At 72.2% G+C, this 18,409-nt stretch carries 17 protein-coding genes; 9 read left to right on the top strand and 8 right to left on the bottom strand.

The window, feature by feature from the left end; genetic code table 11:
• Positions 1-70: 70 nt before the first annotated feature.
• From OG885_RS34690 to OG885_RS34680, 3 genes are all read left to right on the top strand, one after another.
• Positions 71-589: a hypothetical protein gene (locus tag OG885_RS34690; RefSeq protein WP_405738286.1), complete on the top strand. Its 519-nt coding sequence runs from the start codon at positions 71-73 to the stop codon at positions 587-589.
• Positions 571-1,875 carry a CoA transferase gene (locus OG885_RS34685; RefSeq protein ID WP_405738283.1) on the top strand — a complete coding sequence of 435 codons (1,305 nt, stop codon included), beginning with the start codon at positions 571-573 and terminating at the stop codon, positions 1,873-1,875. The genes OG885_RS34690 and OG885_RS34685 overlap by 19 nt, the downstream gene beginning before the upstream one ends.
• Positions 1,876-1,975: 100 nt before the next feature.
• A complete protein-coding gene (locus OG885_RS34680; protein WP_405738281.1) occupies positions 1,976-2,986 on the top strand; it encodes a CopD family protein in 1,011 nt (336 codons plus the stop codon).
• A gap of 17 nt (positions 2,987-3,003) precedes the next feature.
• Here the strand turns inward: OG885_RS34680 and OG885_RS34675 are convergent, their stop codons facing one another.
• The 8 genes from OG885_RS34675 to OG885_RS34640 all read right to left on the bottom strand — a co-directional run bounded on the left by OG885_RS34675 (position 3,004) and on the right by OG885_RS34640 (position 10,733).
• Positions 3,004-4,047: a zinc-dependent alcohol dehydrogenase family protein gene (locus OG885_RS34675; RefSeq protein ID WP_405738278.1), complete on the bottom strand. Its 1,044-nt coding sequence runs from the start codon at positions 4,045-4,047 to the stop codon at positions 3,004-3,006.
• 36 nt (positions 4,048-4,083) lie between these two features.
• The gene (locus OG885_RS34670) at positions 4,084-4,803 is read right to left on the bottom strand and encodes a lysoplasmalogenase (protein WP_405738275.1); all 720 of its coding nucleotides are present in this window, start codon (positions 4,801-4,803) and stop codon (positions 4,084-4,086) included.
• A complete protein-coding gene (locus OG885_RS34665) occupies positions 4,752-5,618 on the bottom strand; it encodes a sterol desaturase family protein (RefSeq protein ID WP_399958681.1) in 867 nt (288 codons plus the stop codon). Before OG885_RS34665 ends, OG885_RS34670 begins: the two co-directional genes overlap by 52 nt.
• A gap of 113 nt (positions 5,619-5,731) precedes the next feature.
• Positions 5,732-6,442: a VIT family protein gene (locus OG885_RS34660; RefSeq protein WP_405738271.1), complete on the bottom strand. Its 711-nt coding sequence runs from the start codon at positions 6,440-6,442 to the stop codon at positions 5,732-5,734.
• 88 nt (positions 6,443-6,530) lie between these two features.
• Positions 6,531-7,757: an amidohydrolase family protein gene (locus OG885_RS34655; protein ID WP_405738268.1), complete on the bottom strand. Its 1,227-nt coding sequence runs from the start codon at positions 7,755-7,757 to the stop codon at positions 6,531-6,533.
• Positions 7,754-9,037, bottom strand: coding sequence for an amidohydrolase family protein (locus OG885_RS34650; protein WP_405738266.1), 1,284 nt, complete (start codon positions 9,035-9,037; stop codon positions 7,754-7,756). Before OG885_RS34650 ends, OG885_RS34655 begins: the two co-directional genes overlap by 4 nt.
• A 14-nt stretch (positions 9,038-9,051) precedes the next feature.
• A complete protein-coding gene (locus OG885_RS34645) occupies positions 9,052-9,936 on the bottom strand; it encodes an SDR family NAD(P)-dependent oxidoreductase (RefSeq protein ID WP_405738263.1) in 885 nt (294 codons plus the stop codon).
• Positions 9,936-10,733: an acetoacetate decarboxylase family protein gene (locus OG885_RS34640; RefSeq protein WP_405738260.1), complete on the bottom strand. Its 798-nt coding sequence runs from the start codon at positions 10,731-10,733 to the stop codon at positions 9,936-9,938. Before OG885_RS34640 ends, OG885_RS34645 begins: the two co-directional genes overlap by 1 nt.
• A gap of 105 nt (positions 10,734-10,838) precedes the next feature.
• Here OG885_RS34640 and OG885_RS34635 point away from each other — a divergent pair, with 105 nt between their 5' ends.
• The 6 genes from OG885_RS34635 to OG885_RS34610 all read left to right on the top strand — a co-directional run bounded on the left by OG885_RS34635 (position 10,839) and on the right by OG885_RS34610 (position 18,406).
• Positions 10,839-11,453, top strand: coding sequence for a TetR/AcrR family transcriptional regulator (locus OG885_RS34635; protein ID WP_405738257.1), 615 nt, complete (start codon positions 10,839-10,841; stop codon positions 11,451-11,453).
• A 156-nt stretch (positions 11,454-11,609) separates the two neighbouring features.
• The gene (locus tag OG885_RS34630) at positions 11,610-14,219 is read left to right on the top strand and encodes an MXAN_6230/SCO0854 family RING domain-containing protein (RefSeq protein WP_405738254.1); all 2,610 of its coding nucleotides are present in this window, start codon (positions 11,610-11,612) and stop codon (positions 14,217-14,219) included.
• A gap of 105 nt (positions 14,220-14,324) precedes the next feature.
• Positions 14,325-15,335 carry a DEDDh family exonuclease gene (locus tag OG885_RS34625; protein ID WP_405738251.1) on the top strand — a complete coding sequence of 337 codons (1,011 nt, stop codon included), beginning with the start codon at positions 14,325-14,327 and terminating at the stop codon, positions 15,333-15,335.
• A 102-nt stretch (positions 15,336-15,437) separates the two neighbouring features.
• Positions 15,438-15,671, top strand: coding sequence for a hypothetical protein (locus OG885_RS34620; protein WP_079083468.1), 234 nt, complete (start codon positions 15,438-15,440; stop codon positions 15,669-15,671).
• A gap of 69 nt (positions 15,672-15,740) precedes the next feature.
• On the top strand, positions 15,741-16,544 hold the full coding sequence (locus OG885_RS34615; RefSeq protein ID WP_405738248.1) for an SURF1 family protein: 804 nt from the start codon (positions 15,741-15,743) through the stop codon (positions 16,542-16,544).
• Positions 16,545-16,618: 74 nt separating this feature from the next.
• A complete protein-coding gene (locus tag OG885_RS34610) occupies positions 16,619-18,406 on the top strand; it encodes a glycoside hydrolase family 15 protein (RefSeq protein WP_405738245.1) in 1,788 nt (595 codons plus the stop codon).
• Positions 18,407-18,409 lie beyond the last annotated feature (3 nt).

The following is an 18,409-nucleotide window of genomic DNA, read 5'->3' as shown; positions in this document are numbered from 1 at the left end:
CGCGCGCGTGTGTGGAGGGGTCGGGGACCGGGTCCCCGGCCCCTTCGCGCGTGGGGGATGATCTACGGCCATGGATGTGTACGAAGATCCCGCCACGTGGACAGCAGAACCGGTACGCCCCAAAGGGCTGTTGAGGACGCGCTTCATCGCGACCGTTCTGTTCCTGCCGGTGCTCTGGGTGTTCTGGCTGGCGGTCATTCTCGTGACCATCGCCGTGGGCCTGGTGACGGAGGTGATCGTCGTGCTGAGCACCTCGTACGAGAACGGCCTCTTCAAGATGCTGGACCGCGCCATCGCCCGCATGCGCCTGCCCTCCTGGGGCGTGACCTGGCCCGAGCTGCGGCACGAGGGCGACACCGCGTACTACAGGGCCCGCGTCGAGAAGGTGGTCGGCGAATGGACCGCGAAGGCCGCGAACCCGCGCGATCCCAAGAAGTTCCGGCGCGTGGTGGAGTGCGAGATACCGATGCGCGACTACCGCGGCGTCGGCGGCGCCTACGTCGCCCACGTCGCCCTCGCCCAGGGCTGGGAGCTGCGGCCCACCGACGTGCGCAAGGAGGTGCGTCTTTGGTGGTCCGCCGCCTCGTAGTACGCGAGTTGGCGCGTGCCTGTGTCGGTGCGTGTGCGCAGGCCGCCGCCGAGTTGGCGACGCTGCGGGCCGGCCTCGCCGAGGTGCCCGGCGTGCGGGTGGACGACGGGGCCGTCGCCACCGCGTTCACGAGTGAACGGCATCTGTTGATCAATGGTCGGGCGCCGGTCAACTTCGCGCCCCTTTCCAGGTTCTGGCGGACCGCCGACGGATGGGTGCGCACCCACGCCAACTACCCCCACCACCGGGAGCGGCTGCTCAGGGTCATGGGGCCGACCGACTCCCTGGAGGCGGCGTTCGCGGAGCGGTCGTCCCTGGAGGTCGAGGAGGCCGTGTACGCGGCCGGTGGCCTCGCCGTCGCGTTGCGGACGCCCGAGGAGTGGGCGGCGCACGAGCAGGCGGTGGAGCTGGCCGAGCGGCCTCTCATCGAGCGCGAGCGTCTCGACTGTGCCCCCGCGCGCGTGCTCGCGCCGATCGCCGGCGCCCCCCTGCTGCCCGCCGCCGGGCTGCGGGTCCTGGATCTGACCCGGGTCATCGCGGGCCCGGTCGCGACCCGCACGCTCGCCCTGCTCGGCGCCGACGTACTGCGGATCGATCCGCCGCACGTCCCCGAACTCCCGGACCAGCACGCCGACACCGGCTTCGGGAAGCGGTCCGCGACGCTGGACCTGGCGGCCGACCGGGATGCCTTCGAGGAGCTGCTCGCGACGGCCGACGTGGTCGTCACCGGGTACCGGCCGGGCGCCCTGGACCGGTTCGGGCTGTCCCCGCGGGCGCTGGCGGAGCGGCGGCCGGGGATCGTCGTGGCGCAGCTGTCGGCGTGGGGCGCGTACGGGCCGTGGAGCGAGCGGCGGGGCTTCGACAGCCTGGTGCAGGTGGCGACCGGGATCGCGGTGGTCGAGGGGTCGATGGAGCAGCCCGGCGCGCTGCCTGCGCAGGCGCTGGACCACGGGACGGGGTATCTGCTGGCGGCGGAGGTGCTGCGGGCGGTGCGCGAGCAGTCGGATGACGGCGGCAGCCGGTGCGTGCGACTGGCGCTCGCCCGGACGGCGCAGTGGCTGCTGGAGGGGGTCCCGGACGGGTCAGCCGGAGGGATCGGGAGGTTCGGCGCGGCCGGGCAGGTCACGCACGCTGCCTACGACGGCCCGGACGCCTGGCTCGCCGAGACCGACAGCGGGATCGGGCGGTTGCGGTACGCCCGGTCGCCGGTGTCCTTCGTGGGCGGGCCGGTCGACTGGGCTCGGCCGCCCGGCCCCTGGGGCGTCGATTCCGCGCGCTGGGAGTGAGCGGCGGTCGGCCGGAAAACGTACTCGTGGGCGGAATGGCGTAACGCCAGTTGTTTTCCTTGACTTGCCCTGTTCTGTGACAGCTGGTGAAGATCCTGAGGTGACCTTGATAAGACCCGGCACCCGGGCGACCGACGCCGACGCGCCACTGCCGCGTCGGCTCGGCCCCGGTCGTGCCGTCATCGTCCTCGTCCTGGTGGCGCTCGGCGCCCTGATACCGCTGCTCGGCCCGTCCGCCGCGCTGCACGGCACCGGGGAGGCCGCGGCTCCCGGTGACGGTGGCATCGCGCTGCTGCGGTCGGTGCTGGTGGCGGCGCTGTGCGTGCCGGTGGGCGAGCTGCTCGTGCGGCGGCTGGCCCGCGCGGTGCCCGGCGCTCCCCCGGTCCTGCCGCGCAGTTGGGCCGTGTACGCCGCGGGCGCCGGGTTCGTCGCCGCGCTGGGGCTGGCCTCGGTCGTGGCGACCGGGAACCTCGTGCCGCACAGCCTGGCGCAGATCGACGTCGGCGGCCTGTACGCCTCCCGGGACGGCAAGCTCGCCCTGGTCGAGGTGAACGCGTTCCTCGTGGCCGGTCTGTGCGCCCGCTCGGCCCGCCCGGCCTCCCAGGTCTGGCCGCTGGCCGCGATCGTGGTGGCGGAGGCGCTACGGGCCCATCCCCCGACCGAGCACGAACCGCTGGTCGGGTCGGGGCTGACGCTCGTCCATCTGACCTGCGCCGCGCTGTGGGTGGGCGGGCTGCTGTACACCCTGCGGACGCTCCGGAGATGCGGCGCCTCGGAGGCCGGCTCGGCCCTGCTGGGCCTCTACGCGCGCGTGGCCGCCGTGCTGCTGGCCGCGATCACCGCGACCGGCGTGTGGAGCACACTGCGCCGGATGCCGCCGGAGACGGTCCTCGACCAGCTGACGACGACCGCGTACGGGCGCGTGCTGTTCGCCAAGGTGCTGCTGGTGGCCGCGGTCGCCGGGCTCGCCCTGTCGGCGCGGCTCCGGCTGCGCCGGGCGCCCGACCCGCTGACCGCCTGCTCCCCCGCGCGTGCGGAGATCGCCGTACTGGGCGTGGTGGTCGTGGTGTCGGCGCTGCTGACGGCGCTGCCGTTGCCGATCCGCTGGTGAAGCGCGAAGCGTGAGGCTCAGCCTGTGACCAGGACCTTCAGCGCCGTGCGCTCGTCCATGGCCTGGTAGCCGGCGGGTACGCCCTCCATGTCGACGGTCAGGTCGAAGACGGGCGACGGGTCGATGCTGCCGTCCAGGATGTCGGGCAGCAGCTCGGGGATGTACGCGCGGACCGGCGCGACGCCGCCGCGCAGCCCGATGTTCCGGTCGAACATGACGCCGAGGTCGAGGCCCGTGCCGCTGCCGTGCGGGACGCCGACCCAGCCGACGGTGCCGCCGTCGCGCGCGATGCCGACCGCCGTGCGCATGGACTGCTCGGTGCCGACGGCCTCGACGACGGCGTGGGCGCCCTGGCCGCCGGTGAGTTCACGGACGGCCTCGACGGCCGCGTCGCCCCGCTCGGCGACGACGTCGGTGGCGCCGAAGCGGCGCGCGATGTCGGTGCGGGCCTCGTGGCGGCCCAGGGCGATGATCCGCTCGGCGCCCAGTCGCCTGGCGGCGAGGACCGCGCACAGGCCGACGGCCCCGTCACCGACGACGGCGACCGTGGCGCCCGCGCGGGCGCCGGCGCCGAGGGCGGCGTGGTGGCCGGTGCCCATGACGTCGGAGAGGGTCAGCAGGGCGGAGAGCAGGTGGTCGTCGGAGGCCGCCTCCTTGGGCAGCTGGACGAGGGTGCCGTCGGCGAAGGGCACGCGCACGGCCTCGCCCTGGCCGCCGTCGTAGCCGACGGAGCCCCAGAAGCCGCCGTGCTCGCAGGAGGTGTTCAGGCCCTCGCGGCAGTAGTCGCAGACGCCGTCGGACCACATGAAGGGCGCGACGACCAGGTCTCCGCGCCGTACGGTGGCCACCTCGGAGCCCGTCTCCTCGACGAGGCCGAGGAACTCGTGCCCGATCCGCTGTCCCGGCTGCCGGGTCGCCTGCCCGCGGTAGGCCCACAGGTCGCTGCCGCAGATGCAGGCGCGCAGTACGCGGACCACGGCGTCGGTCGGCAGCTGCACGACCGGGTCGGGCACGTCCTCCACGCGCATGTCGAAGGGGGCGTGGATGGTGGTGGCGCGCATGGCGAGGATCCTTCTCGTCTCTGGTGGTACCCGCGCTCAGGGGGTGGTCGAGCGCACCTCACCGTACGCCGCCCCCGGTAGCCGTCGCTCGCCGAGTGTGCCGGTGACCAGGAGGGACTCCGCGGCGACATAGGTGGCCATGATCCAGAGGTCGGGGCGCGGCAGCTGGTCCCAGTCGGCGAGTCCGCTCGCGATGAGCGTGTCGGAGAGCACGAACAGCACACCGCCGATGCCGGCGAGACGGCTCATGCGGGCGGCGGCCAGGTATGCCATGACGGTGAGCAGGACGCTGTAGCCGGCGACGGGGATCCGCAGGTCGGCCGGCAGGTCGGGCCACAGGGACTGGACGGTGCCGGCCAGGAAGACGGTGTAGACGACGGCGAGGAAGCCGCCCCGCGCGCGTACGGTCGCTCGGTCCGTGCCGTACTTCAGGAACAGGACGATGTAGCAGACGTGCCCGGCCGCGAAGGAGGCCATCCCCGCGAGGAAGGCGGGTTCGGCGTCCAGGAGGAGCAGGGTGTCGCCGCCCCAGCCGAAGAGCAGGGCGGCGATCAGGAGGCGGGGCGCGCCGCACACGGCCGCGTACACGGCCAGGAGGGGCATCAGCAGGGGCTTGGCGACGAGGTGCCCGGGGTCCCAGTCGGCGGCCAGGGAGCAGAGGTCCACGGCGGTCGTGAGGGCGAGGGCCCCGATGAGCGGACGTCTCACGCGGCCACGGTCTCCTCGGCCGGTTCCGCCGCGGGCGCCGGCTGCCATCCTGGCCCCCGCAGGACATGCCCCACGCGGTTGCGCCAGCCTCGGGCCGCCTTGATGTCCTTGGCGATCGACATGTACTCGTGGGTGGCGACCTTGATCGGGTTGAACGTGTTGATGTTCTTGGTCAACCCGTAGACGGGCCGGTCGGTCTCGGCGACGAACGAGCCGAAGAGCCGGTCCCAGACGATGAGGATGCCGCCGAAGTTGCGGTCCAGGTAGCCGCCCTGGGAGGCGTGGTGGACGCGGTGGTGGGAGGGCGTGTTGAAGACGAACTCGAACCACCGGGGCAGCTTGTCGATGCGCTCGGTGTGGATCCAGAACTGGTAGACGAGGTTCGCCGAGGAGCAGAACGCGAGCGCGGCCGGGTGCACTCCTGCGGCGATCAGCGGCACGTAGAACGGCCAGACCGTCAGCGAGGTCCAGGGCTGGCGCAGGGCCGTGGTGAGGTTGAACTTCTCGCTGGAGTGGTGGACGACGTGGCAGGCCCACAGGATGCGGATGACGTGGTGGCCGCGGTGCGACCAGTAGTAGAAGAAGTCCTGCGCGAGCAGCATCAGTGGGACGGTCCACCACAGCACGGGGACGCGGAGCGGCGTGAGTTCGTAGATCGCCGTGTAGATCGCGACGATGGGGATCTTCCACAGGAAGTCGAAGACGAGGCTCCCCAGGCCCATGCCGACACTGGTCGCGGCGTCCTTCGTCTCGTATCCGGCGGCGTCGTCGTCGGGGTGGATCCGGACGCTGATCATCTCGACCACGGTGAGCAGCACGAAGGCGGGTATCGACCACAGCACGGCATCGGGCAGGTTCGGCATGGGGGCACCGTAGAACCGCTGGTCGGCCGCGGCTAGACGTTGTTACTCACAAGTATTACCGAGGGTACGCGCTTACTTGTTGGTGATCTCCGCCAAAGGCTGCACGGGCGTCTTCAGACTCCGGCCGCCCCGAGCAGCGCCCCCGCCGCGTAGGTGACCCCCATGGCCAGCGCGCCCCCGGCCACGTTCCGCAGCATCGCCCGGCCCGGGTCGGCCGCGCCGAGGCGGGCGCTGCTCCAGCCGGTGAGGACGAGGGCGGCGAGGACGGAGACCACGGTGACCGCGAGGCGCCAGTCGGCGGGCGGCAGGACCATCGCCAGCAGCGGGAGCAGCGCGCCCACCGTGAACGCCAGGAAGCTCGCCCACGCGGCGTGCCAGGGGTTGGTCAGCTGGTCGGGGTCGATACCGAGCTCCACGCGCGCGTGGGCGCGCAGCGCGTCCCGCGCGGTGAGCTGTTCGGCCGCCTCCCGGGCCACGCCCCGGGACAGTCCGCGTTCCTCCAGCAACCCGGTGAGCTCCTCCAGCTCGGCCTCCGGGCGCTCGCGCAGTTCCCGCTTCTCGACCGCCAGGGCCGCCTTCTCCGAGTCCCGCTGGGTGGAGACGGACACGTACTCCCCCGCCGCCATGGACATCGACCCGGCGAGCAGTCCGGCCAGGCCCGCCGTCAGCAGGGCCGAGCGGTCGTCGGTGGCGCCGGCGACGCCGACGACGAGGCCGGCTGTGGACACGATGCCGTCGTTGGCGCCCAGGACCGCGGCCCGCAGCCAGTTGAGCCGCGCTCCCAGGGCGCCGCCGTGGGTCTCGTCATGCGTGGGTTCGGTCACAGACCGGAGGATGGCACCTCGGACGGCGGCAGCACCGGACCGACGCTCCCCGCAGCCGCCTCGACGCTTCCCGGCGCCGCCTCGACGCTCACCACACCCGTACCGAGGCCCCCTTCGCGAAGAGCGGGCTCGTCGCGTCCGCCGGTGGTTCGTCCAGCGGCTCGGCGATCTCCTTCACCGTCGGCCCCACCTTCGCCGCGATCGGGTCGAGGAGGTCGAGGTCGAAGCCGTACACGCGCGCCGCGTTACCGCCGACCATCGCCGCGACCTCGTCGCGGGGCACGCGCGCGTAGGCGTACCGCAGGCCCTCGCGCGTGTACGGGTACGTCCCCTCGTCGTGCGGGTAGTCGCTGCCCCACATGATCTTGTCGACGCCGATCCGGTCCCGCAGCGGCACCTCGTGCGGGCGCATGAAGCTGGCGCCGACGAAGCAGTTGTCGCGCCAGACCTGTGACGGCGCCTCGCCCATGCGGGCGGCGAGTCCCGCGCCGAACTTGGACTCGGCGGTGGTGGCCTTCGTCGCCGCCGCGATCAGGCGCCCGTGGTAGTAGTCCAGCATCTCCAGCACGCCCGGGATCCAGCCCGAGCCCTGTTCGGTCAGGACCAGCTTCAGCTCCCGGTGGCGGCGGAACGCGCCGCCGAAGACCAGGTGCCACAGCGCCCGGTGCGAGAACCAGGTCGTCTCGACCATGAACACCGCGCGGGCGGCCGGTTCGTCGCCGAGCGGCGGGGACGCCGACCCCGCGTGGTGGTTGACGGGCACGCCCAGCTCCGCGCAGACCGCCCAGAGCGGGTCGTACGCCGACGAGTACAGCTCGGGCAGTCCGGAGCCCGGCGGGGTGCCCGGCAGCATCAGGCCGCCCTTGAGGCCCGCCTCAGCGGCCCACCGGACCTCCTTGACGGCTTCCTCGACGTCGTTGAGGAGGATCTGGAAGACGCCCGCGCGGCGGCCCGGCGCGGCGGCGCAGAAGTCGGCCATCCAGCGGTTGTGGGCGCGCAGTCCGGCCCAACGCCGCTCGAAGTCCTCCGTGGTGGGCGCGGGAGCCATGAGGGAGCTGGACGGGAAGAACGGCGGGATGGTGTTCGGGAAGAGCACCTCGGCGACGATCCCGTCCGCCTCCAGCTCCGCGAGCCGCCGCTCGGAGTTCCAGTTCTTGTCGGCGGTGTCGGCGACCAGGTCCTCGTACGGGTTGACGTACGTCGCCGCCCAGACGTCGAACTCGTCGTGGTACCGCTTCTCCAGATAGGGCCGGTAGTCGAGCAGGTCGGCGCCCGCGTGGCAGTCGGCCGAGATCACCGTGTAGCGGTCGGTCATGAGGAGGCCCCCAGCACAGGGAAGTCGTGGTCGGTCAGCCAGTGCCGGCCCACCTCGCGCGAGCGCGCCCAGGACGCCTCCACGGCCGTCTGGTCGGTGCTCTGGCCGAGGTCGGCGGGGGTGGGGCCGATACGGCGGGCGAGCGGGGTCAGCTTCTCGACGTCGAAGCCGAAGACGTCGGCCGCGGCGAGGCCCAGCATGCGACGGGTCTCGGCGACCGGCATGTCGTGGAAGGTGCGCTTCAGCCACGCGCGCGTGTCGGGCCAGGTGCCCTCGGGGTGCGGGAAGTCGCTGCCCCAGAGGATGTTGTCGACGCCGATCTCGTAGCGCTGGGCGAGTTCGCGGCGCTTGGTGTTGGTGGCGCAGACGAAGACCTGGCGGTCGAGGTACTCGTGCGGCGGGCGCTTCAGCTCCTGGAACGGGGAGAGCTTCTTGCCGCCGTGCGCGCCGAGGTAGAGGCGGTCCATGAACCACAGCAGGTTCGGCAGCCACCAGCAGCCCGACTCGGCGACCCCGAACCTGAGCCCGGGGTGGCGTTCGAAGACGCCGGACCACAGGAGGAACCACAGGGGCCGGGCGGGCCACCAGGTCACCTCGCTGACGAAGATGCCCAGATGGTCGCCGTACTCCTGCCGTGGCGCCGATCCAGAGTGGGTGGTCACCGGCATCGCGCACTCGGCCGCCGCCGCCCACACGGGGTCGTAACGCCGGTCGTGGTACGGCTCCTTGTCGCCCCACAGGGCGGGGATCATCAGCGCGCCGAGCCCGGACTCCTTGGCCCGGTACACCTCGGCGACCACCTTCGGCACCTCGGCCGTGATCGGCAACAGGGCGACCCCGCAGTGCCGTTCGGGGTTCTCGGACACGAACTCCGCCAGCCAGCGGTTGTGCGCCTGCGCGCCCGCCATGCCCAGCTCCGGGTCGTGGTCGCCGGAGAGCCCGAGGCCCACCCCGAAGGGCGCGGCCGTCTGGCTGTCCACGGCGTCGGCGTCCGGGAAGACGACCTCGGCGGCCACCCCGTCGCCGTCCAGCTCCTTGAGCCGCTGCGCGGTGTCCCAGCCTCCGCGCAGGCCCTCCTCGTGGTCCTGGAACCACTTGGTCGCGAAGGCCTCGTTGCGGATGCCGAGCCGGGTCATCTCCGCCCGGCGCCGCTCGCGCCCGGCGAGGAAGTCGTCGAAGTCCCGGTGGAAACGGGCGTCCAGATAGGGCCGGTACTCCTCGGTGGGCAGCCCGGCGTGGCAGTCGGAGGAGATGATCAGATAGGGCGCCTGGTCGGTCACGTCGACCCCCTCGGTCAGTCCAGGACGAAGTTCTCCAGGTACGACGGGTTCGCGCGGTCCAGCATCGACTGGGCACGCGCGCGTATCTGCGCGTCGCTGTGCTCGCTCGCCGGCAGCATCCAGAAACGGTCCGTGCGGATGCCGTCCACGACGGTCGCGGCCACCTCCTCGACTGGCGTGAAGCGCACCTCCCGGCCCGCCTGCCTCATCGCGGTCTCCCACTGGTCGAGGCTGCGGTACGGCGTCCTGCGGGGCCGCTCCTTGGCGTACCGCTCGGGGCGGTTGCGGTGGGACTCCCACAGGCCGGTGCGGAGCATGTGGGGGCCCGGGAAGAGGACGGAGGCGCCCACGCGCGCGTGCTCGGCCTTCAGATGGGCGTACAGGGACTCGGTCATCGTCACGACGGCCGCCTTGGTGACGGCGTAGACGGAGGCGGTGGGGAGCGGGGCGATACCTCCGTCACCGGAGGATGTATTGACCACATGACCGGGTTGACCCGACTTGATCATGTGGGGGACGAACGCCTGGACGCCGTGGAAGACGCCCCACACATTGACGGAGAACGCCCACTTCCAGTCGTTCGGCTCGTGCTCCCACATACGGCCCTCGGCGCCGGAACCGACCCCGGCGTTGTTGCACAGGACATGGACGGCGCCGTACGTCTCGTAGGCGAAGTCCGCCAGTTCCAGGACCTGTTCGCGCTCGCCGACGTCGACCACGCGCGCGTGCGCGTCAGCGCCGCCCGCGCGGAGCGCCGCGACGGCCGCGTCCAGCGCCGGTCGCTCGACGTCGGCGAGGACGACCTTGAGGCCCTCCGCGGCGAACCGGCGGGCCATCGCGAGGCCGACGCCGCTCGCGGCACCGGTGACGACGGCCACTTGACCGGGAAGCAGGTCCATCAGGCACTCCCTTCCGGGGGCCCGTCCAGCACCTGCGCCGGATCGTCGTAGCGCTGATGGACGTACGGCAGCAGCGCCCGCGCGTCGACCCGTTCGACGACCTTGCCGCGCTGGTCGCTGGTCTTCTCGCCGAGGGTGATCTCCAGCAGCCGGCGCACCGGCAGGTCGGCCACCGGGTCGTACCTCGACTCGCGCAGCACGACCTCGCCGGTGATCCGCTGAAGGCGGCGCACCTTCTCGTTGCGCAGGCAGTGCACGAGGACCGGGTCGCCGTCGAAGCCGGAACCGTCCACCGCGGGAAGGAACTTGAAGTAGAAGTCGGTCTTCTGGGCCGGCTCCGGCGGCGGCAGCTCCCCGGCGACCGTGCCGCGCACCTCCACGAAGGCGATGCCGTGCCGGGCCAGGCGGGCGCGTATGTCCCGGCCCTCACGCTCGACGGCGACCTCGCCGAGCTTCTTCGGCTCGCCGAACACCTCACGGCCGCCGATCAGGGCCCGTTCATGGGTCATCGGCATGACCAGGGGGTACCAGCCGTCGACGCCGTCATGGGCCGCGGCGACCGCGAACGAGCCCGCCCCGAGCGGGTATCCGGGCAGGTCGACCTTGCTGATGGCGACCCGGGCCAGCGGCCGGCCCGTGGGCTTCAGGGGCGGCGGCAGGACCGCCGCGACCGCGTCCGGGTCGGTCTCCCAGACGGCCACCACCCCGGTGGACCAGATGTCGGGGAGCCGCGCGCCCGCGGTGCGCGCGGCGGCGATCTCCGCCTCGGTCCGCGCGCCGTACCGTACGCGTGCCATGCCGTACCGCCCTTCTTCTGATGGGCCGTCAGTCACGTGTAACACAGTTACAGCAGGCCTCGCTCGGGGTAAATACGCGTGCACGGACCGGACTTGGGAGCAGCAATGGCGAGAGCGTCGCTCACCCGTGACGAAGTCCTGGACACCGCCGCCGGCCTGGTGAAGCAGCACGGCCCCGAGGCACTGACGATGCGCAAGCTCGCCGCCGAACTGGGCACCGCCGTCACCTCCATCTACTGGCACGTCGGCAACCGGGAGTCCCTGCTGGACGCGCTCGTACGGCGGACCGTGGCCGAGCTCGGCGAGATCAGGCCCGTGGGGCGCACCCCGGCCGAGCGGGCCGTCTCCGTGGCCCGCATCCTGCGCCGACGGCTGCGCGCCCACCCGCACCTCGTCGCGATGGTCCACGAACGCGGCCTGACCGAGCGGATGTTCCTGCCCGCCCAGCAGGCCCTGGTGCGCGAGGTGCACGCGGCCGGACTGCGCGGCGCCCGCGCGGCCGAGGCGGTGCGGGCGGTGCAGTTCCAGGTCGTGGGCTTCGTCCTCGTGGAACGCAACCGTGAACGGGCGCCTGCGCAGCAGCCCGCGGCGGACCCCTACGACGACCCGGCGCTCGCCCGCGCCTTCGCCCGCCCCGTCGACGAGGAGAGGCTGTTCGTGACGTCCGTGCGGGCGCTCGTGCAGTCGCTGCTCGACGACAAGGAAGCCGCTCGACATTAAATGGGTGGCGCCCTCGAACACCGCCCTCCTACAGTCGTGATCGCGGGGACGGCTCCGCCGCGTGCTTCCTTCTCTCTTTTCTACGACAACGACAGCGCGCCCACTCTCCGTCCCCGCCTCTGAGACTTCTCTCCGTTTCCCCCAGGGGGCTTCCGCTTGTCCGTACTGTCGTCCGTGCTGCTCCGCCGCCTTCGTACCGTCTACGTCGACCAGGCCGGGCCACGCCCGGGCGACCCGTCGACGGCGCCAGGGCTCGTCGCGCTCGAAGCCGAGCTGCTGGACCGGGGATACGCGCCGACGGCGGAACTGCACGCGGCCCTCGCCTGGCTGGGACCGGCCGGGCTCGCGGACGCGGGCAAGCAGCTCGTCCGGCACATCGACGCCGAACTCGGCGCCGACCGCACCCATATGCCGCTGTTCCGCAGCTTCCCGGCCTCGGTGCCCGACGACACCTTCCAGCTCTTCGTCGACCGGGTCTTCACCCTGCTGCTCCAGTGGCCCCGGCAGCCGTGCGTACTGTGCGCCACGGTCGGCAGCGTGCACCCCGTGTCGCCCTGCGCGCATCTGGTGTGCCGGGAGTGCTGGGACGGCGCGGACTACGCGGGCTGCCCGATCTGTCACCGCCGGATCGACCCCACCGACCCCTTCCTGAAGCCCGAACATCCGCGAGAGGCGCGCGAAGTCGCCGTCGGCCCCCTGAAGTTGCTCGCCCTCGGCAAGGACCCGAAGGCGGACGCCGTGCGGGCCCTGCTGCGGCTGCTGGCCCGCCGGACCCCGCTGCCGCCGCAGGACCGGGACGACGTGAAGATCCTGCTGGCCCACGCGCCGGCCGACCTGGACTGGTTCCCCGAGGACATCCCCGTGCGCCAGACCAAGGCGCTGGCCCTCGGCACCCTGCTGCTCGACCGGCACACGCGCGTGGCGGCGACCGAACTGCTCGACCGGCACCTGACGACCGCCACGGACGTGCTGCGGCTGCTGTGCGTGTGGTCCGGCGGCACCGCCGACCTGCTGGAGCCCCGCCGTCTGCGCTCCCTCCCGCGCGGGCTCCGCCGCCGGCTGCTCGGAGTGCTCGACGGGCTGGCGACGCCCTCACTGGTCGAGGACGTACTGCGCCACCCGGACACCTGGAAGCGCGCCGCCGAGATCCTGCACCCCTACGAACAGCACGCCCGCCACCCCAAGGCCGCGCTCGCCTTCGCCGTTCTGCGCGCGACCGACCTCTCCGCGACCGAGGGCACACTCGGCGAGGCGCTCCTGCGGACGGCCGCGGACCATCCGGAGGCGGTCCGGGTCGACGGGACCCGCGTCAAGCCCGCCACCTGGACGGCACGTGTCGAACAGGCGCTGCGGGACAGGGACTTCCACGCCGCTCTCGACCTGCTCGCCCAGCGCCCCGGCGAGCTGCTGCGCCGCCTCGACCATTTGCTGCGGCTGCGCGAACTCGACGTACTGCCGGACGAGTTCGGGGACACCCTGCGCCGGGTCCTGCCCCAGGCCGGCCCCGGGCCGCTGCTCGCCACACTCGGGCGGATGCGGATCCGTCATCTCCCGGGCGGACGGCGGGTGTTCTTCCCGCGCGGCCAGGTGACCCACTCGTTCACGATCGACGACACGCGCGTACCCCTGTCGGCGAAGGTGACGGACGCGGTGTGCGCCCTGCTGGAGGCCGAGGCGCTGCGCCGCCTGGCCCTGCATGACGAGCCGCGCCTCGACCTGGCCGTGCTCGACTCGGCGCTCACCGGACTCGCGGTGCCCGCCGCCGAGACCGCCGCCAGCAAGGCCCTCGTCACCGTCCCGCGCGGCAGCACGCAGCCGCTGCCCGAGGGCGAGGTGTTGCGGCTGTTTTTGCACTGGACGGAGCCCGCGAAGAAGCGCGTGGACCTCGACCTGTCGGTGGCCCTGTACGACGCCGAGTGGAACTTCACGGGCCTGTGCGACTACACGAGCCTCGTCCACGAGGGCCGTTCGGCCGTGCACTCCGGCGACCTGGTGTCGGCGCCCGCGCCGGACGGGGCGACCGAGTACGTGGACCTCGATCTGGCGGCGCTCACGGAGCACGGCGTGCGGTTCGCGCTGCCGGTCGTCTTCAGCTTCAACGACGTCGCGTTCGAGGAGCTCCTGGACGCCTTCGCCGGGTTCATGGCGCTGCCGTCCGCCGCCGAGGAGGACCGAAAGGCGGCGTACGACCCCCGGACGGTGCGTCAGCGATACGACCTGGTGGGCGACTCGCGCATCCACGTCCCGATGCTGGTCGACCTCGACCGCCGTACGTTCCTCTGGACCGACCTGCACCTCCCCGCCGACGAGGGCTTCCACAGCCTGTACCGGCACGGCGCCGACCTCGGCCGGGTCGCCCAGGACCTGCACCAGTACTTCGCCTCGGGCCGTACGACGCTGTGGGACCTGGCGGTCTGGCGGGCGACCGCGCGGGGCGACGAGGTGGTGGTGATACGGCGCGCGCCGCATCCGCGCGCCGTGGACGAGTTGTGGCACTACCGGCGGCAGGAGGGGGAGCCCGACACCGCGTTCGCCGCGCGGGTGCGCGCCCTGGAGACGCCTCCCTGGAAGCGGCAACCCGCCGAGGCGGCCGACGCCCTCGCGGGTGAAGTCGCGTCACACCGGCACGTCTTCCTGGCCCTCGTCCACGGGGGCGTGGCACCGGCGGGCGCCACCGGTTCGGCGTACCGGCTGCTGCCCGGCCCGGTCGACGGCTGCGGCCTGGAAGCCCTGGCGGCGGGGGATCTGGTGGCGGCGCTGGGCTGAGCCGCCGGGCCCCGGAGCGTGAGGCGGTGAAGTACCCCGCGCCGGAGCAGGGTTGCGGGCGGGTGCGCGCGGGACTGTCAGTGGGGGCCCGTATCCTCAGGGACCATGCTCGAAGACCGTACCGCCGAAGCGTCCTCCCCCACCCAGTGGCCGGCCGCGTATCCGAAGGGATACGCGGTCGTTGACGTGGAGACCACCGGACTGGCCCGCGACGACCGGATAATCTCCGCCGCCGTCTACCGGCTGGACGAGCGCGGCGAGGTCGAGGACCACTGGTACACGCTGGTCAACCCGGAGCGCGACCCGGGCCCGGTGTGGATCCACGGTCTGACGAGTGACGTGCTGGAGGGCGCGCCCCTGTTCCAGGACATCGCCGAGGAGTTCTCGACCAGGCTCGAGGGCCGGGTCCTCGTCGCGCACAACGCGGTCTTCGACTGGCAGATGATCGCCCGGGAGTACGCGCGCGCGGAGCGCGAGGCGCCGGTGCGGCAGCGGCTGTGCACCATCGCGCTGTCCAAGGAGCTCGCCCTGCCGCTGCCCAACCACAAGCTGGAGTCGCTGGCCGCCCACTTCGGCGTCGTCCAGCAACGGGCGCACCACGCGCTGGACGACGCGCGCGTGCTCGCGGAGGCGTTCCGGCCGAGCCTCAGGGCCGCGGCCTCGCAGAGCATCCGGCTGCCGCTGCACGAGTGCCGGCCGCTGACCGAGTGGACGGACCGCGCGGTGCCCCGGCAGCAGGGCAGCGCCGGCGGTGGCGGTGGGTATGGGGGCTACAGCAGCTATCGGCCGACCAGTTGGCGCCCGGCCCGCAAAAGGCCCGCATGCCCCTATCCCAACCCAGGTCGCTACGAAGAGGGCAAACCACTCAAGCAGGGCATGCGCATCGCGTTCTCCGGGGACACCTCGACCGAGCGCGACCTGCTGGAGGACCGCGCGATCGAGGCGGGGCTCCACATCGCCACGAGCATCTCCCGTCTGACCAGCCTCCTCGTCACCAACGACCCCGACTCGGGCACGTCGAAGGTGGTCAAGGCCCGGCAGTACGGCACCCCGGTCGTGGACGAGGCGGCGTTCGGACAACTCCTGGGCAACGTGGCACCGGCGTCGGAAGGATGACCCCGTAGGACCATGCGCCATGACCGTACGGACGGGTGATTGCGTCGCGACTCGCCCGCCGCCCGCTCGCCCGCGCCGGGTGGACGGCTCACCCTGTGGCGCATGGCGACTTGTGAAGTTTGCGGCAACAACTACGGCATGACCTTCGAGGTGCACGCCCAGGGCGCGGTCCATGTCTTCGACTGCTTCTCCTGCGCGATCCACCGCATGGCCCCGATCTGCGAGCACTGCCGCGTCCAGATCATCGGCCAGGGCGTGGAGGTCGAGGGCCACTGGTTCTGCGGTGCGCACTGCGCCCGCGCGGAGGGGAAGGTGGGCATCGTCGACCGGGTCTGACCACCGGGTCGACCGCATCCGACCGACCCCTGTGCGTACACCCCGCGGCCCGAGTTGTACCGTCGTGGGGTGTACCGCTTCCTGTTGTCCCGGCAGTGGGTGATCCTCACGCTGGTCTCCCTCCTTCTCATCCCCACGATGATCAGGCTGGGCATCTGGCAGATGCACCGCTACGACGAGCGCACCGCCCGCAACCAGCTGGTCTCCGACGCGCTGGACGCGAAGCCGGTGCCCGTGGAGTCGCTGACGTCCCCGGGACACACCGTGACCAGCAAGGAGCGGTACCACTCGGTGACCGCCAAGGGTCACTTCGACACCGCCCACGAGGTGGTCGTCCGCCGCCGCACCAACTCCGACGACGAGGTCGGCTACCACGTCCTGACCCCGTTCGTCCTGAACGACGGCAAGGTGCTGCTGGTCAACCGGGGCTGGATCCCCGCGGACGGCCCGAGCCAGACCGCCTTCCCGAAGATCCCCGCTCCCGCGCGGGGCGAGACCACCGTCACCGGCCGTCTGATGCCCGACGAGACGACCGAGGCGAGCGGCATCAAGGACCTCAAGGGCCTGCCCGACCGCCAGATCATGCTGATCAACAGCGCGCAGGAGGCGAAGCGGCTCGGCGCCGAGGTCCTCGGCGGCTATGTCGCCCAGACCGCGCCCGAGCCCAAGGGCGACACCCCGGAGCTGATGGGCAGCAAGCCCGGCATGGAGAACGCCGCGCTGAACTACGCGTACGCCTTCCAGTGGTGGCTGTTCGCCGCGGGCGTGCCGATCGGCTGGGTCGTGCTGGTACGGCGTGAGACGCGGGACCGCCGGGAGAAGGCGGAGAACGAGTCGGGCGCGGAGTCGGAGACGGAACCGGCCGCGGTCTGAGGCCCGCCGGCCGAAATCACTCGGGCGGCTCCACCCCGGGATTGCCCCGCCGCACGTCCGGGAACCCGCATCCCGTGCACCCCCGTATCGAGGATTACGCCCTCATCGGCGACGAACAGACCGCGGCCCTGGTCGGCAAGGACGGCAGTGTCGACTGGCTGTGCCTGCCCCGCTTCGACTCGGCCGCCTGCTTCGCCAGGCTGCTCGGCGACGAGAGCAACGGCCACTGGCGCATCGCACCACGCGACGCCCCAGGCGACTGCACCCGCCGCGCCTACCGGCCCGGGACCCTCGTCCTGGACACCGACTGGGAGACCGACACCGGCTCGGTGCGCGTCACCGACCTGATGCCCCAACGCGACCGCGCCCCCGACCTCGTACGGGTCATCGAGGGCCTGAGCGGCGAGGTCACCGTGCGCAGCACGCTCCGCCTGCGCTTCGACTACGGCTCGATCATGCCGTGGGTGCGCAGGACGGACGGGCATCGGGTGGCCGTCGCCGGACCCGACTCGGCGTGGTTGCGCAGCGAACCCGAGGTGCGCACCTGGGGCGAGGACTTCGGCACGCACTCGGAGTTCACCGTCAAGGAGGGCGAGAAGGTCGCGTTCGTGCTCACCTGGCACCCCTCGCACGAGCCGCGCCCGCCGGAGACCGACCCGTTCGACGCCCTCGCCACCAGCGTCGAGGACTGGCAGGCATGGTCGGACCGCTGCCGCTACGACGGCCCGTACAAGGACGTCGTCCTGCGCTCCCTGATCACCCTCAAGGCCCTCACCTACGTCCCTACCGGCGGCATCGTCGCCGCGGCCACCACCTCGCTGCCGGAGGAGCTGGGCGGCGTACGCAACTGGGACTACCGGTACTGCTGGCTGCGCGACTCCACGCTCACCCTCGGCGCGCTGCTCTCGGCGGGCTACCACGAGGAGGCCGAGGCCTGGCGTGACTGGCTGCTGCGGGCGGTCGCGGGCGATCCGGCGGACCTTCAGATCATGTACGGCCTCGCGGGTGAGCGGCGGCTGCCCGAGTTCGAACTGCCGTGGCTGACCGGTTTTCACGACTCCCGGCCGGTGCGGATCGGCAACGAGGCCGTGAACCAGCTCCAGCTGGACGTGTACGGCGAGGTCATGGACTCCCTGTCGCTGGCCCGGAGTTCGGGCCTGTCCCCCAAGCCGCACATCTGGTCCATCCAGTGCGCGCTGGTGGAGTTCCTGCGCGAGGCGTGGCGGCAGCCCGACGAGGGGTTGTGGGAGGTGCGCGGCGGGCGCCGGCAGTTCGTGCACTCCAAGGTGATGGTGTGGGTGGCCGTCGACCGCGCGGTGCGCGCCGTGGAGGACAACCCCGAGCTCGACGGCGACCTGGAGGCCTGGCGCGCGATGCGCGACGAGGTGCATCGCGAGGTGTGCGAGAAGGGCTTCGACGCCGAGCGCAACACCTTCACCCAGTCCTACGGCTCCCGCGAGCTCGACGCCTCCCTGCTCCTCATCCCCCGCGTCGGCTTCCTGCCGCCCGACGATCCGCGCGTGATCGGCACCGTCGACGCGATCCGCGAGGAGCTGGGCCACGGCGGTTTCCTGCGCCGCTACAGCACCGACGGCACGACGGTGGACGGGCTGCCGGGCGACGAGGGCACGTTCCTGGTGTGCTCGTTCTGGCTCGCGGACGCCCTGCACATGACGGGCCGTACGAAGGAGGCCCGTGAGCTGTTCGAGCGCCTTGTGGCGCTGGCCAACGACGTGGGGCTGCTGTCCGAGGAGTACGACCCGGTGCACGAGTGCCACCTCGGCAACTTCCCGCAGGCGTTCAGCCACATCGGACTGGTGAACACCGCCCTCGCCCTGTTCGGGGACGAGAAGGCAGGATAGGGG

The organism is Streptomyces sp. NBC_00028, from assembly GCF_045041065.1.
In the GTDB taxonomy this organism is placed as follows: domain Bacteria; phylum Actinomycetota; class Actinomycetes; order Streptomycetales; family Streptomycetaceae; genus Streptomyces.
Note: the sequence above shows the minus strand (reverse complement) of the source record. Positions and strands in the feature narration are given on the sequence as shown.